Here is a 14,948-nt window from a genome sequence, read left to right as displayed (position 1 = left end):
GAGAACATTTGATGGTCAAGACAGTTGGCATTCGGCCTGTTCGTTTGGACGAAGTAGGCCGTTTGAAGAAAATAGCAGAGCAGACCTTCACGGAAACCTTTGGTCATGACAATAGTCCAGAGCAGTTGCAAACCTTCTTCGAAGAGGCCTACGCTGTACCAGTTTTAGAGTCTGAATTGAAGGATCCAGATACAGAAGTTGATTTTATCCTGGTCAATGACCAAATTGCAGGTTATCTTAAATTGAATTGGAACACTTCTCAGACCGAGCAGGTTCTGGATCAGGCCATGGAAATTCAGCGAATCTATATTCTCCAAGATTTCCAAGGCCAGGGACTGGGAAAAGTAGCCTTTGATTATGCTTTAGAAGCAGCAGAAGCAAGCCAAGTTGATTGGGTCTGGCTCGGGGTCTGGGAACACAACGATAAGGCCCAAACTTTTTATGCCAAGTATGGCTTTGAGAAATTTTCCGAGCACAGCTTTGCAGTTGGAGACAAAATTGATACCGATTGGCTGATGAGAAAGGACATGCGATGACCCCAGAACAATTATGGCAAGAATACAAGGCCATCAACCCAAAAGCTGGTGATGATTATGAGGCTTGGGAATTTGGCGTTTTGCCAGATGAACTCGCTCAACTGGTTTTAGAAGGCAAGAAGACTGCCACAGCTTCAGGCTATGACCTCTACGCTTTGGACAATGAACCTATTCCAGAAGCAGGTAGTTATGATGTGATATTAGACAGTCAAGGAAATGCCATCTGTGTCATCAGGGTAACTAAAGTTTATGTGACCGAATTTGGTCAAGTCACCGCAGACCATGCCTACAAAGAAGGCGAAGGCGACCGCAGCCTAGCTTGGTGGCGTCAAGCCCATATCGACTTTTTCAAACCTTATTACGAAGAAGCAGGCCTTATCTTCACTGACCAGTCAAAAATCGTCTGCGAAGAGTTTGAAGTCGTGTATCCGATAACAAATTAGACGAGCGAAGCGAGTCTGTTGCAGAAAATACGCTTATCGCTCAGCAAAAAAAAGCGAGCGTTAGCTCGCCAACTGATATTTTTCGCCGTGGCAAGAGTGATATCGGTGAGTTATCACCGATATCACGACGGAACTTCGGAGACCTCAGGCTCCGAAGTTAGCAATGAAATGCCGTAGGCAGTTGCTTGCGTCCGTGCCACTTAAGAGAAGTATCAAAAAAAGAAAAAACTAAACAGAAAGAAGAACCCATGTTAGTATCTTACAAGTGGCTAAAAGAGCTGGTCGACATTGATGTCCCAGTCGCTGAATTAGCCGAAAAAATGTCAACGACAGGTATCGAAGTAGAGGGCGTGACCACGCCTGCTGATGGTCTGTCCAATATCGTGGTCGGTCATGTCCTCTCTTGCGAGGATGTGCCTGATACCCACCTCCACCTCTGTCAGGTGGACACTGGTGACGGTGAGCCTCGACAAATTGTCTGCGGAGCGCCTAATGTCCGTGCAGGCATCAAGGTCATGGTGGCTCTGCCAGGGGCTCGCATCGCCGACAACTACAAGATTAAAAAAGGCAAAATCCGTGGACTGGAGTCTCTCGGTATGATTTGCTCTCTGGGCGAGCTGGGTGTTTCTGACAGCGTGGTGCCCAAAGAGTTCGCCGACGGTATCCAGATTTTACCAGAAGATGCCGAGGTTGGCAGCTCTGTCTTTCCGTATTTGGGCATGGACGATGCCATCATCGAGCTCTCCATCACGCCCAACCGTGCCGACGCTCTCTCCATGCGTGGTGTCGCCCACGAAGTAGCGGCGATTTACGGCAAGTCCATTCATTTCCCTGAAAAATCGCTGAGCGAAAGCCAGGTGCAGACAGCCGACAAGATTTCGGTGGCCATCGAGAGTGACCAGGTTCTGACCTACCAAGCCCGTGTGGTGGAAAATGTCACTGTTGCCCCAAGTCCGCAATGGCTGCAAAACCTGCTCATGAACGCAGGCATCCGCCCGATTAACAACGTGGTCGATGTGACCAACTACATCCTGCTCTACTTCGGTCAGCCTATGCATGCCTTTGACTTGGATAAGTTTGAGGGCAACCACATCACAGCCCGTCAAGCCCGTGACGGTGAAAAACTGGTGACCTTGGACGGTGAGGAGCGTGAGCTGGTCGCAGATGATATCGTGATTTCGGTGGCTGACCAGGCCGTTGCCCTGGGTGGCGTCATGGGTGGCCAATCAACTGAAATTGACAACAATTCTAAAAATGTGGTCTTGGAAGCTGCTGTCTTCAACGGCAAGTCCATCCGCAAGACCTCTGGCCGCCTCAATCTGCGCTCAGAAAGCTCCTCTCGTTTTGAAAAAGGTGTCAACCATGCTACTGTTACCGAAGCATTGGACATGGCGGCTGCCCTCCTGCAAGAATTGGCAGGTGGTCAACCGACCGCAGGCCGTGTGACAGCTGGTGACTTGGATGTGAACCCAGTTGAGGTTTCAACTTCTCTTTCCCATGTCAATAGCCGTCTGGGGACAGAACTGACCTATGCAGATATTGAGCAAATCTTTGCCCAGCTTGGTTTCGGTCTGACAGGTTCGGCAGACAGCTTCACTGTTAGCGTGCCAAAACGCCGTTGGGACATCAGTATCCAGGCTGACTTGGTGGAAGAGATTGCCCGTATCTACGGCTATGACAAGCTGCCAACGACCCTGCCAGAAGCAGGTGGAACAGCTGGCGAGTTGACAAGCACCCAAAAACTTCGCCGCCGTGTCCGCACCCTGGCAGAAGGAGCTGGTTTGACAGAGGTCATCTCTTACGCCCTGACCACACCTGAAAAGGCGACCGAGTTCACTCTGGCACCGACTGCCCAGACCGAGCTCATGTGGCCGATGACGGTTGACCGCTCGGTTCTTCGTCAGAACATGGTCTCTGGCATGCTGGACATCATCTCTTACAACATCAACCGCAAGAACAAGAACCTAGCCCTTTACGAGATTGGCAAGGTCTTTGCTCAGACTGGCAATTCAAAGGCAGACCTTCCGACAGAAATCAACAGCTTTGCCCTGGTCCTGACGGGTCTGGTGGCAGACAAGGACTTCCAGACACCAGCTGTGCCAGTGGATTTCTTCTATGCCAAGGGGATCTTGGAAACCATCTTTGATCAGTTGGGTCTTGAGGTGACCTATGTGGCCAAGTCTGATGTGGCCAGCCTTCACCCAGGTCGTACGGCTGAGATTGTCTTGGCAGACGGGGCCAGTATCGGCTTTGTCGGGCAAATTCATCCGCAGACAGCCAAGAGTTATGACATCCCAGAGACCTATGTAGCCGAGCTCAATCTGACGGCCATCGAGGCGGCCCTGCCTGAGAACAAGATCTTTGCAGACATCAGCAAGTTCCCTGCTGTTAGCCGGGACATCGCTCTGCTATTGCCAAAAACAACCAGCCACCAAGAGGTGTTGGCGGCTATCGAGGTGAGCGGCGTCAAACGCCTGACCGCGGTCAAGCTCTTCGACATCTACGCCGGCGACAAGCTGCCAGCAGGCACCAAGTCCATGGCCTACAACCTGACCTTCCAGAACCCAGAAGCCAGCCTGACGGACGAGGAAGTGGTCAAATTCATGGAAAAAATCACCACCTCCCTGACCGACAAACTCGGCGCAGAGGTGCGGTAAGGGAGAAATCCTGGCTTTTGGGCTGGGATTTTTTTGTGTCGTCCTTTATACTCAAAGAGCATAAAATACCATCCATTTGCTCTGCTATGTTTTGAACTTTTTGATAGTAGCCGCTTACAGTCTCTATTTTCGGAGGTATCGAGACTATCTAAGCGTGTAAAAGCCCCATTATTTGAGATTTTGGTGTATAATAGAATTATGAAAATCTATCTTCCTTTTTATCAGTTTATCTTTTTGGCCCTGTCAACGGGTATTGCAACCTACCTTTTTAATGAGTCACTCATGGCGGGGCGAATGGGGTTTGTAATTTTTTGGGGCGCTATTTTGCTCCGTAATCTGCGGGTCAGCTACCAGTTGAGCAAGCTAATCAGAGCTATTGAAGCGAAGTTGAAAAAGTAGACCTTTAAATAATGGGCGCTCATAAGAAAAACCTTCCCTCAAACTGCTTAAGCAGTCCAGAGAAGGTTGATTTTGAAGAATAAGTAAGAACAAATCAGAACTTTAGTGGCCTGGTTTGTTTTCATTTGTCCAAGAAGTCAGGCTAATTTCACCGCTATTGAGCCAGAGTTCCTGCCCATCTAGCGAGATGATTTGCAGCTGCCCTTGATCGTTGAGCGCATTGGCAAGACCGGTGAAGGATTGGCCATTTTGCTGGAAGGTGACGGTCTTGCCGAGAACCAAAGAATGTTCCTTGTAGAGTTGGATGAGGGTATCCTCAGGCGTCGTTAGGAAAGTCTTCCAGATAGCAAGGATGAGGTCGTTACGGCTGATGTTGGGTCTTTCTTCAAAGAGGCTGGTCGCCTTATCAGACAATTCTTCTGGGAACGCTTTGATTAGAAAATTTAAGCCGACACCAATAATGACATCAGTGATGACACCTGTTTCGACAGATGTGATAGCCTCTGTCAGGATTCCAGCGATTTTCTTTTGTCCTAGATAGATGTCATTGACCCATTTGATCTGCGTTTTAATGCCAGTCAAATCTTGAATTGCTTTGACAATACTCGCTGCAACTAGGAGGGTATAGGAAGGCAGTTCTGCATGAGAAAGCATCGGTTTCAAGTGGAGAGACATATAGATACCGCCTTGTTCAGGGGCAAAAAACGCTCGTCCAAAGCGCCCTCTTGCTCCACCTTGACTGGGTGCTAGGTAGAGGCAGTTGCCGGCATGGCCTGCTTCAATCCCTTTTTTAGCATCTATTTGGGTCGACTGACTGTCCGGAGTATAGACTATCTCAAGGGCTAATTGCTTTCTTAAATAATCAGGAAGGAGCAGATCCCCCTCACGCAGGCGGTAACCTAGGTGTTTGGTTGATTCAATCGTTAGGCCTTGCTTTTCCAGTTGTTGAATGGCCTTCCAGATACTGGTCCGCGAAAGGTTGAGTTGCTCAGCAATTTGTTCTCCGCTGAGGTAATCAGTCGTAGTCGATAGGAGTTGATAAACTTTTTCGTAGGTTTTCATGATCCTATTATAGCAAAATCTAGTTCATTAGGAAAATGGTTTCAAAAAATCTTGAAATTTCTTCTTTGAAGTGCTACAATGGTAATATATGTATACATTAATACAATTTTTATAGGAGGAGTTTATGCTGACATTAGAGAAAGTCAAGAAGAGCTATGGCAATCATCAGGTCTTGCATGGCATTGATATGCGGGTGCCCAAAGGCCATATCGTTGGCCTGATTGGGAAAAATGGTGCTGGTAAGACGACCGTTTTCCATTCTATCTTGAAATTTGTAGAGAGTCAGGGTGATATCGCTTTTGAAGGACAAGGAATCACGCTTGCAACCTTTGAGCGCATCGGTTATTTGCCTGAGGAGCGAAGCCTTATGCCCAAGCTAACCGTCAAGGATCAGGTTACTTACTTAGCGACTCTTAAAGGCCTCAGCAAAAAGGACATTGCCGAGCGGTTACCGCTTTGGATGGAACGCCTGCAGGTCAAGGGCAAGTTGACCGACAAGATTAAGGCCTTGTCCAAAGGGAACCAGCAGAAAGTTCAACTGATCGCGACCCTGATTCATGAGCCGGATTTAATCATTTTAGACGAGCCATTTAGTGGGCTTGACCCTGTCAATACCGCCCTCCTGAAAGAAGTTATCTTGGCTGAGAAAGCTCGTGGCGCAGCTATTATTTTCTCCGACCATGTGATGACTAATGTGGAGGAACTTTGCGATGAGGTGGTGATGATCCGTGATGGGCATGTGGTTGTAGATGGCCCTATCCAAGAGGTTCGCAATAGCTTTGGTAAGACCAGATTGTTTGTGGCTAGTGATTGGACTCAGGAAGCTCTGGAAAGTCTGCCGCATGTGACCCATGTCTCTAGAACCAATCAGGGATTATGGCGCCTGATTTTGGATGATGAGACAGCAGGTTCAGCTATTTTTGACCGCCTGACCCAAGGACGCTACATTACGACCTTCGACCAACAGGCTCCAACCATCGATGAAATCTTCAAAATCAAGTCAGGAGTGGATGCATGAAAAAAGTTCTAATTGTAATGAAAGAAACCTATTTGAGACAGGTCAAATCTCTTGCCTTTCTCTTTATGGTCTTGGCTCCCTTTCTCTTTATCGGACTTAGTCTTTTGGGTGGGATGTTAGGCGCATCATCTGCTGAAGGTAACTTGTCCAGTCAGACCGCCCTGGTTAGCGCTGATAAGCAACTAACAGCAGATATGATGGCTCTTGGTGGCTATACGGACCAGTATAAAGACCGCGCGGCAGCTCAAGCAGCTCTGGAGGATGAAGAGATAGCAGGCTACTTGACAATAGAAGAAGTGGACGGTCAACTCCAAGCAACTTATCATGGCAATGAGACTATGCATCAGAATGACAAACTCTTTCTGACCCAGGCCTTGACCAATGCGCAAAACAAGCTCAATCAGGAAAGGGCTGGCCTCAGCCCTGATCAGGTAGCTACGCTGGCGACCACCTTCAACTTCACAGAAGAAATCGTTGAGGACAAGGCGTTTGAAAAACTCGGTCAGTATGTGACTTATTTTGGCTTAGTCTTTTTCATGTATATGATCCTGATTACTTACTCTAGTCAGACGGCACAAGAAGTGGCTAGTGAGAAAGGGACTAAGATTATGGAGGTCATCTTCTCCAGTGTTCCTGCACCGCTTTATTTCTACGGCAAGATCCTAGGCATCTTGGCTGTAATTGCGACCCATATCGGCATTTATGTGGTTGGTGGCTTCATTGCCTTCCAGTTGGCGAAAGACTATTTGGCATCATCTGGCTTCTTGGGCATGATTCAGAGTGTAGCGGGGAATCTCTCGCTCAATACCTTGTTCTTTGTTATCTTTGGACTCTTCATTTACGTGGTCTTTGCGGCCCTGTGTGGGTCCTTGGTCGCTCGGATGGAAGATGTCCAAAAGGCAGTGTCGCCAGTCATGATGGTGATTATGGTGGCCTTCTTTGGAGCCATGTTCCTGGGGCAATCCGGCACTGATAACCTGATCATGAAAGTAGGATCCTTTGTTCCCTTCCTATCGACCTTCTTTATGCCGATTCGGGTCATCAATGGCTTTGCTTCGACAGCTGAGGCCTGGGGATCTTTAGCCATCTTGATCGCTGTGTCCTTTGGACTGGTTTACTATATTGGGAAATCTTACGCAGGCCTGATTCTGCAAACCGATGACATTGGTCTTTGGAAGAGTTTCAAAAAAGGCATTTCAAGCCGTTAGAAGAAAATGAGGTGGGAAATTATCCCCCTCATTTTTTAGTGGTTGTTGATGAGTGTTTGAACATAAATGAATAGAAGAAAATTTTCTGAAACATGAGAAAGCCATTCGCAAATGGCTTTATTTCTAGATAATCTTATGGTAAAATGATAAGGTAACTATAAAAAGAAAAAGAGGTATGTGAAATGTCACGTAAACCCATTATTGCCGGAAACTGGAAAATGAACAAAACCGCTAAAGAAGCGCGTGATTTTATTGGAGCTGTTGCAAATGCCATTCCATCAAATGACGTTGTAGAAACAGTCATTGGTTCTCCTGCTATTTTCCTAGAAGGAATGAAAAAAGGCATTAAAATGACCAAGTCTGAGTTGAAAGTTGCAGCGCAAAACTGCTACTTTGAAGATTTTGGTGCCTATACTGGTGAAAATAGTCCCGCAACAATTGCAGCTCTCGGTGTAGAATATGTGATCATCGGCCATTCTGAGCGCCGCGACTACTTTAAAGAAACAGACGAAGACATCAACAAAAAAGCCCATGCGATTTTCCGCAATGGGATGACGCCGATCATCTGCTGTGGGGAGTCTTTGGAAACTTACGAAGCTGGTAAAGCAGTCGAATTCGTAGGTGCTCAAGTATCAGCTGCTCTTAAAGGATTGACAGCAGAACAGGTTGCTTCATCTGTCATTGCTTATGAGCCAATCTGGGCAATCGGTACTGGCAAATCTGCTACTCAAGACGACGCACAAAAAATGTGTAAGGCTGTGCGTGATGTAGTGGCTAGCGATTTTGGTCAAGATGTGGCGGATAAGGTGCGTGTGCAATACGGTGGTTCTGTTAAACCAGAAAACATTGCAGACTACATGGCTTGTCCAGATGTGGATGGTGCCCTTGTCGGTGGAGCATCACTGGAAGCAGACAGCTTCTTGGCATTGCTTGATTTTGTAAACTAAAAAATTACACATAAAACGGGGTCCCAAAACTTGGGTCCCCGTTTTATGTGTAATTTTAAGGTGATGTGGTAAAGAGGAAAAACCAAAAGTTTTTTATTTTGATACCAATAAAGCAAATGTTTGAGCTGAAATAACTTCCTCTTTCCATGCTATATTTTGAATAAATTGAGATAAGGGATTTTTATTTTCCTCAAGCTGGCAGTGCCATAGATTCCTCAAGACGGTTAAAGAGCAATTGGATGCTACCGCATAATAAAATGTAAACCAAGAAGATAACAAAATAGGATTCAAAATACTGGTAGCCATAGGCCGCCTCTACCCTTGCGATTGCTGTAATGTCCTTGATGGTCATAACAAATACGAGCGAAGTCCCCTTGACAAGATTAATGACAAGATTACAGAGATTTGGCAAGGCGACTTTAAAAGCTTGAGGAAAGATAATTCTAGTGTAAGCTTGTCGCGTTGTAAGGCCAATGCTCTGAGCTGCTTCGAGTTGCCCGTTATTGATTGCTAGAAGGGCAGAACGGATAATTTCTGACAAGGTTCCAGTTGTCATTAAGCTAAAAATAATAAAAGCGTAGAAAATAGGATTGAATTCAAAAACATTGACCGTAATCTGTAATTTTTGAAAAAAATAATTGAGAAGACTAGGAAATAAACTGTAGAAGAAAAGAATCATGACAATCGGTGGTGTTGAGCGAATAAAAGCCAGATAAACGAGAGAAAATAGTTTGACACCTCTCACATGATAAATTTGTCCCAAGGCCAAGAAAAGGGCGGGAACAAGACTTAGCAATAAAGACACCAGCATGATGGCTAGTGTAACAGGAACACCTGCTAAGGTTTTGATAAATGTCTGAATAATATACTCCATGTCCATCCTCCTAAGCTTTTGGTGGTATTGTCTGTTCTAGCCACTGAGAGACGAGGGAGAATAGTAAGGAAAGCCCCCAGTAGATGATGGCAACTGCCGTATAGGTTTCCAAAGAATAGTTCCCTAGGTTGCGCCCAACAATGAGATTGGCTGCTCCCATAATATCCACCATTCCAATCGTATAAGCTAGGGCTGCGTCTTTCATCAAATTTAACAAGGCTGTGGTCATATTAGGTAAGGCTAATTTGATGATTTGTGGCAATAGGATTCTGGAAAAGGTTTGAAAGGGTGTTAACCCGATGCTCAAGCCAGCTTCCTCTTGGCCTTTGGGAAGGGCTAGATAGGCTGATTTAAATACCTCTGAGATCATAGCGGCAAAGAGTAGGATTAAGGTAATTACGACAAAAACACTTCTTGGCCAGTTGTTAATGTCTAAGCCTATCCACCATTTTAAAAATTCAGGAATACCGTAGAAAACAAGAAAGAGCAACACGATTGGTGGAGTACAGCGTAAGATAAAAATGTACCCTTCGGCTATCTTTCTCACACCAACTTCATTAGATAATTGAATCCATGTCAATGCGCCTCCAAGTAGGGAACCGATCACAAAGGTTAAACCGATTAGAAGAAGCGTTACCGGAATGAAAGGAAGAAGTTGGGGAAGAAATTCCCCAACCCTAGATAAGGAAAAGTTAACCATCTGAATTCCTCCTATTTAGTGACATAATCGAATACATTTTCCCCAAAATATTTTTCAGAAAGTTCTGCTAAAGTACCATCCTCCTCTAGCTCCTTGATAGCCTTCTCGTAGGCTTTGACAAAGGCTTCGTTTTGCTCGTTTTTATGGATCAGAGGATAAGTTTCAATCCCTCTATAAGGGAAATAACTCAATTGGTCAGCATATTGGTGGTAAGCACCGTCCTCAGCTAAGACTGCATTCTCATAAGACAACTTAATGTCGAAATAACCATCGTAGCGCCCTTCAAGGACCCAAGCATAAGCATCAGCCACGGTGAAAGATTCGGCAGCAGTCAATTCTATTGGTGTGTCAGGTTTTTTAGTGTTGTAGTCTTGGATAACATTATACTGGGCATTTTGAGGGGAAATGGGAACCAACTTAGCCCCGGCTCCTGCAAAATCATCAATGGATTTAAACTTGTTGGCGTCATCTTTACGGATGGTAAAGCCGATAATACTTGCACCGATGGCCGTATCAGGGATTAAGAACTTTTTCGCACGCTCTTCTGTGTACCAGGCTCCTTTTGTTCCAAGGTCATATTTTCCAGATTCAATTCCAACAAGAAGATCTTCATCACTGGTACCTGTGTATTCAAATTGGTATTGCTCTAATTTTTCATCAATAGCTTTTAAAACTTGAACTTCATAACCATCAGACTCTCCTTTTTCATTGGTGAAGTCATAAGGAGCGTAAGATTGAGTATGAGCTACTCGAAGGGTAATAACCTCGGAACTCTCTTTTGGATTAGATTGTGTCAACTGACGGCCAATAATCGTTGCTAAGATTGCTGCTGCGACAATACCAGTCGCGGTATACCATTTTTTCTTGCTCATGTGAAATTCTCCTTTTTGATTTATTTGGCTGCATTGCGAACCCATTGGATACGTTCGGTGTCAATATTGCTTGGAATAGTACAGTCTGCGCCAAGAATAATGCCTTGTCTGCCTGTTTCGGCTAGAATGGCTTGGACTTCGTCTTCAATCTCTTGACGGGTACCATGTGCGATAAGGCTGTCTTTTTCATTTTCAAACCCGCCTAAAACGGTTTTGCCACCGAAAAGTTTTCGCCCTTCTTTTAGAGAAATTCCTTCCGGTTTTACAGCCCAGTTGAAGACTTTGACTGGGTAATCTTTGAAGACAGTGACGTCATTGGTCGCTCCTTCATAGCCGCAGATATGGAGAATATTTAATCCTTTTTCTCCTTCAGCAGCTTCAAGAACGATGAGATCTGCAGGCTGAATGTATTTCGGATAGGCATCCGTCGCAATGCGTTCATCTTGTATTTTTTGGACGCTGAGGTAGATGCCGTCGATCAGAACTTCTGCTAGTAGGCGTTTGACTAATTTAGCTAGGTCTTCTGCAATGACATTCAAAGCGTTTTGGACAAGCTCCGGGTTTTCAAGTAGCAAATCTGCTAATCGGTCATCTCCTGAGGAAACTTCATCAGCTAGTTGCCATTTTAAATGGGTTGCTGGTGAAAAAATATTGTAGACTGCAACAATATCTTCTTCAAAGGAGGCCTTAATTTCTTTCAAGAGTTGAACTTGTTTTTCAAACCAAGGATGATTGTCTGGCAATGGTTTGATATCGTTTAATTCCTCTGCAGATTTTAAGTTTGTATGGATAGTCGGGTTTGGATATCTGAAGAAGCCATCGCTCATCAACTTGATGAAATCAGGTTGGACTGTCTTCAGGAAATTCTGATGACCTCTTAAGTTTTTCTGGTAGATTTCCTCGGATTCGAGACCATTGAGCCATTCGTGTTTTTCTGTGAAATGGAACCAAAAGCCGACAGGTACTCGATCGACAACTTCGCCATTAAAAGCTTTTTCAACTAATTCACGTTTTGTAACCATAATTACCTCCTTGCATCAAGTGCGTTTGTTGTTGAAAACAATCTTATCATGCAACGATTATCTTGCATAATATATAATGGCTATGGGCTTGTTTAGGTTTTTTTAATTTTAAAAATCCTATTGGAGGAATAGGATTTGTCTATATATTGTTTGAAAAATCACAAAAAGACCAGGCAATCATTCTGGTCTTCTCAAGCTAAGCTAGATAAACTGTGACCAAGCAGTAGTTGAAATTCTGATAAGCTAGATTTTGGCTAGCTTCTAGACATTAGAAAAGAGCAGTAGAGACCTTCTCTTGCAAAATCAGTTGGATATAAGTCCCTCATCATAGCGACTTGTCGACTACTGTGAGGTTTATAAGCTGAACTAAACAGTATTGAGGTTGGTCCACCTGAGACGCTTATTTCCTTCTTGAAAGCTTACAAGACATAGTCAATAGCGAAATCTGGCAAGATACGAGCTAAGAATTGTCGTGTTCGCAGTTCTTTAGGACTAGTGAAGAACTCAGCTGGAGGAGCTTCCTCTACAATTTTTCCGCCATCAAAGAAGACAACATGGTTGGCAACGTCTTTGGCGAAGCTCATTTCATGGGTGACCACAATCATGGTGATACCTTCTTTGGTCAAGGCTTTCATGACTTCTAAGACATCGCCAACCAACTCTGGATCCAGAGCAGAAGTGGGCTCATCAAAGAGGATGACTTCTGGTTTGACAGCGATGGCACGGGCGATACCGACGCGTTGTTGCTGGCCGCCAGATAGTTGGTGAGGGTACTTGTCCTTGTGGGCTAATAGTCCGACTTTCTCAAGTGCCGACTCGGCAATCTCTCTTGCCTGGGTCAAGGGGAGCTTTCGGGCGATAACTAAGCCTTCTAGGATATTTTCAAGGGCTGTTTTGTTGGTGAATAAACTGTAATTTTGGAAAACAAAGGCTGTCTTGCGTCTAATCTCTAAAATCTCTTGACGAGACAGTTTGGCCAAGTTGTAGTCTTTGCCAGCTAGAACCAACTGCCCTTGATCAACTGTTTCCAAGTGGTTAATGCAGCGCAAAAAAGTCGTTTTTCCAGAACCAGATGGTCCTAAAATAACGACAACATCCCCTTGCTTAACAGATAGAGAAACACCATCTAAAACGACCTTATCTCCAAAAGATTTCTTAATTCCTTTAACTTCAATCATCATTTGCCTCCATGCTATTTTTCTCATCTTAACATGATTCAGAGAATCTCCCAAATATATCTTTTTTATCAAGACTATAAAAAATTACAAAGGAACAGCCTCGTTTCAGTCTCACACATTCCAGAATTTGAGAAAATCTTTCAAAAAAGCTTGAAATGGTACCTTATTTATGTTAATATACTCTTGCAGTTAAGATTGCGAACGAGAGAGGCGAGTTTTACTTTGCCAAACTTATTGCTGTTTTGATAAATAGGACCAGTGAGCTGAAGCTTAAAACCAAGCTGGGACTGTGAAAAGAACAGATTTGATGTTAGTAGAGGGGCTTCGCGCCCATTGAAGAGATAGCTACGGCTATCGACTCAAATTTTTTATAACGTAATGGCAAACCATTGCGCTTGTGAAAACGATTGGTAAGAGTAGTAAAAGTAAGACATGCTATATAGACTCTAACGTTCTACACTAATAAGACGCGAAAAAGACCGGGCGACAAGCTAACGGTGCGCCTTTTTAGCAGATGATAACCGATACTATCCAAGTGTGCTTTGCCATGCTTGGTTTTTTTGTGGTGAAAGGAGAAGAAATGAAAAATCAAGACAGAATGCCCATCGTTGAGGCCCTTAAGGAATTGAAAGAACGTCGAGTGGTTCCTTTTGATGTGCCAGGTCACAAAAGGGGACGCTCTAGTCGGGAATTGACGGCATTCTTAGGGGAGCAGGCGGTGTCCATGGATGCCAATTCGATGAAGATGCTGGACAATCTTGGTCATCCTGTGTCGGTCATTAAGGAAGCAGAAGAATTGGCGGCAGAAGCTTTTGGGGCCAAGCATGCTTTCTTTATGGTCAATGGGACCACAGGTGCAGTCCAAAACATGATTTTTGCGACGATCAAAGCAGGTGACAAAATCATTCTTCCCCGCAATGTTCATAAGTCAGTCATCAACGCCCTAGTGATGTGCGGGGGGATACCTGTCTATGTGACCTCACCTCTTCAACAAGAATTAGAAATTTCGACAGGGATGCCTTTGGCTGAATTGGAAAAAACGATCGAAGAGCATCCAGATGCCAAGGCGGTCTTGGTCAATAATCCAACCTATTATGGGATTTGTTCTGACTTGAGACGCATTGTAGCCTTGGCCCACAAAAAGGGACTCTTGGTACTGGCAGATGAAGCTCACGGGGCCCACCTCTATTTTGGAAAAGGCCTGCCCATTTCAGGGATGGATGCGGGCGCCGATATGGCAGCAGTCAGCATGCACAAGTCAGGTGGGTCGCTAACTCAATCGTCTTTCCTACTGGTCAACAATGAGGTCAATCCAGAGTATGTTCGCCAGATCATCAACCTGACCCAGACGACCAGTGCCAGCTATCTGCTCATGTCCAGCCTTGATCTGGCACGCAGAAACCTAGTGATCAATGGCGAAGCGATTTTTGATAAGGTCAATCAACTGGCCCAGTACGCCCGCGATGAAATCAATGAAATTGGGGATTACTATGCCTATTCGACAGAAATTATCGACCGAGATGGCATCTATGATTTTGACACGACCAAGCTCTGCATCAAGACAACAAATCTTGGTTTAACAGGCATTGAAGTCTATGACCTGCTCCGCGATGAGTACAATATCCAGGTGGAATTTGGCGATACAGCCAATATCTTGGCCTATATTTCCGTGGGGGATCGGATCCATGATATCGAGCGCTTGGTCAGCGCCCTGTCTGAGATTCGCCGTCGTTTTAAGAAAGAGAAAAAAGGCCTCTTGATTTTTGATATCGCAAAGACCGATGTGGTGATTTCACCCCAAAAGGCCTTTTACGCAGAGAAAATCAGCCTGCCGCTGGAGGAGAGTCAGGGCTATATTTCAGGGGAAATGGTCATGTGCTACCCACCAGGGATTCCTATCGTGGCGCCGGGTGAATTGATCACCAAAGAAGTAGTAGAGCATATCCAGTATGCCAAGGTTAAAGGCTGTTTCCTCATGGGAACAGAGGATGCTAACGTCGATAAAATCAATGTGGTCAAACAGGAAGGATAA

14 protein-coding genes are annotated in these 14,948 nt (G+C 45.0%); 8 read left to right on the top strand and 6 right to left on the bottom strand.

Features of this window, described 5'->3' with window-relative positions:
* The first annotated feature begins 11 nt into the window (after positions 1–11).
* The 4 genes from ABID29_RS06355 to ABID29_RS06340 all read left to right on the top strand — a co-directional run bounded on the left by ABID29_RS06355 (position 12) and on the right by ABID29_RS06340 (position 4,035).
* Positions 12–536: a GNAT family N-acetyltransferase gene (locus tag ABID29_RS06355; RefSeq protein WP_354365212.1), complete on the top strand. Its 525-nt coding sequence runs from the start codon at positions 12–14 to the stop codon at positions 534–536.
* Complete coding sequence (locus tag ABID29_RS06350; RefSeq protein ID WP_354365210.1) at positions 533–979, top strand: ASCH domain-containing protein; 447 nt, start codon at positions 533–535, stop codon at positions 977–979. Before ABID29_RS06355 ends, ABID29_RS06350 begins: the two co-directional genes overlap by 4 nt.
* Before the next feature lie 248 nt (positions 980–1,227).
* Entirely contained in the window at positions 1,228–3,636 is a 2,409-nt protein-coding gene (pheT, locus tag ABID29_RS06345) for a phenylalanine--tRNA ligase subunit beta (protein ID WP_354365208.1), read from the top strand.
* 198 nt (positions 3,637–3,834) lie between these two features.
* Complete coding sequence (locus tag ABID29_RS06340) at positions 3,835–4,035, top strand: DUF3272 family protein (RefSeq protein WP_354365206.1); 201 nt, start codon at positions 3,835–3,837, stop codon at positions 4,033–4,035.
* 102 nt (positions 4,036–4,137) lie between these two features.
* Here the strand turns inward: ABID29_RS06340 and birA are convergent, their stop codons facing one another.
* Positions 4,138–5,097 (bottom strand): bifunctional biotin--[acetyl-CoA-carboxylase] ligase/biotin operon repressor BirA, encoded by a 960-nt coding sequence (gene birA, locus ABID29_RS06335; protein ID WP_354365205.1) that lies wholly within the window; start codon positions 5,095–5,097, stop codon positions 4,138–4,140.
* Between the two features lie 124 nt (positions 5,098–5,221).
* Here birA and ABID29_RS06330 point away from each other — a divergent pair, with 124 nt between their 5' ends.
* From ABID29_RS06330 to tpiA, 3 genes are all read left to right on the top strand, one after another.
* The gene (locus tag ABID29_RS06330; RefSeq protein ID WP_354365203.1) at positions 5,222–6,115 is read left to right on the top strand and encodes an ABC transporter ATP-binding protein; all 894 of its coding nucleotides are present in this window, start codon (positions 5,222–5,224) and stop codon (positions 6,113–6,115) included.
* Positions 6,112–7,323: an ABC transporter permease gene (locus ABID29_RS06325; RefSeq protein ID WP_354365201.1), complete on the top strand. Its 1,212-nt coding sequence runs from the start codon at positions 6,112–6,114 to the stop codon at positions 7,321–7,323. The genes ABID29_RS06330 and ABID29_RS06325 overlap by 4 nt, the downstream gene beginning before the upstream one ends.
* 182 nt (positions 7,324–7,505) lie before the next feature.
* Positions 7,506–8,270, top strand: coding sequence for a triose-phosphate isomerase (gene tpiA / locus ABID29_RS06320; RefSeq protein ID WP_354365200.1), 765 nt, complete (start codon positions 7,506–7,508; stop codon positions 8,268–8,270).
* A 190-nt stretch (positions 8,271–8,460) separates the two neighbouring features.
* Here the strand turns inward: tpiA and ABID29_RS06315 are convergent, their stop codons facing one another.
* The 5 genes from ABID29_RS06315 to ABID29_RS06295 all read right to left on the bottom strand — a co-directional run bounded on the left by ABID29_RS06315 (position 8,461) and on the right by ABID29_RS06295 (position 12,916).
* Positions 8,461–9,150 carry an amino acid ABC transporter permease gene (locus tag ABID29_RS06315; RefSeq protein WP_354365199.1) on the bottom strand — a complete coding sequence of 230 codons (690 nt, stop codon included), beginning with the start codon at positions 9,148–9,150 and terminating at the stop codon, positions 8,461–8,463.
* A 4-nt stretch (positions 9,151–9,154) separates the two neighbouring features.
* Positions 9,155–9,844 (bottom strand): amino acid ABC transporter permease, encoded by a 690-nt coding sequence (locus tag ABID29_RS06310; protein ID WP_354365197.1) that lies wholly within the window; start codon positions 9,842–9,844, stop codon positions 9,155–9,157.
* A gap of 11 nt (positions 9,845–9,855) precedes the next feature.
* The gene (locus tag ABID29_RS06305; RefSeq protein ID WP_354365196.1) at positions 9,856–10,716 is read right to left on the bottom strand and encodes a transporter substrate-binding domain-containing protein; all 861 of its coding nucleotides are present in this window, start codon (positions 10,714–10,716) and stop codon (positions 9,856–9,858) included.
* 20 nt (positions 10,717–10,736) lie between these two features.
* A complete protein-coding gene (locus ABID29_RS06300) occupies positions 10,737–11,741 on the bottom strand; it encodes a uroporphyrinogen decarboxylase family protein (RefSeq protein WP_354365267.1) in 1,005 nt (334 codons plus the stop codon).
* 416 nt (positions 11,742–12,157) lie between these two features.
* Positions 12,158–12,916, bottom strand: a complete 759-nt coding sequence (locus ABID29_RS06295; protein ID WP_354365195.1) for an amino acid ABC transporter ATP-binding protein — start codon at positions 12,914–12,916, stop codon at positions 12,158–12,160.
* A 580-nt stretch (positions 12,917–13,496) separates the two neighbouring features.
* Between ABID29_RS06295 and ABID29_RS06290 the strand changes: the two genes are divergently transcribed.
* Positions 13,497–14,948: an aminotransferase class I/II-fold pyridoxal phosphate-dependent enzyme gene (locus tag ABID29_RS06290; protein ID WP_354365193.1), complete on the top strand. Its 1,452-nt coding sequence runs from the start codon at positions 13,497–13,499 to the stop codon at positions 14,946–14,948.

This window comes from Streptococcus rupicaprae (genome assembly GCF_040545225.1).
Classification (GTDB): Bacteria; Bacillota; Bacilli; order Lactobacillales; family Streptococcaceae; genus Streptococcus; species Streptococcus rupicaprae.
Note: the sequence above shows the minus strand (reverse complement) of the source record. Positions and strands in the feature narration are given on the sequence as shown.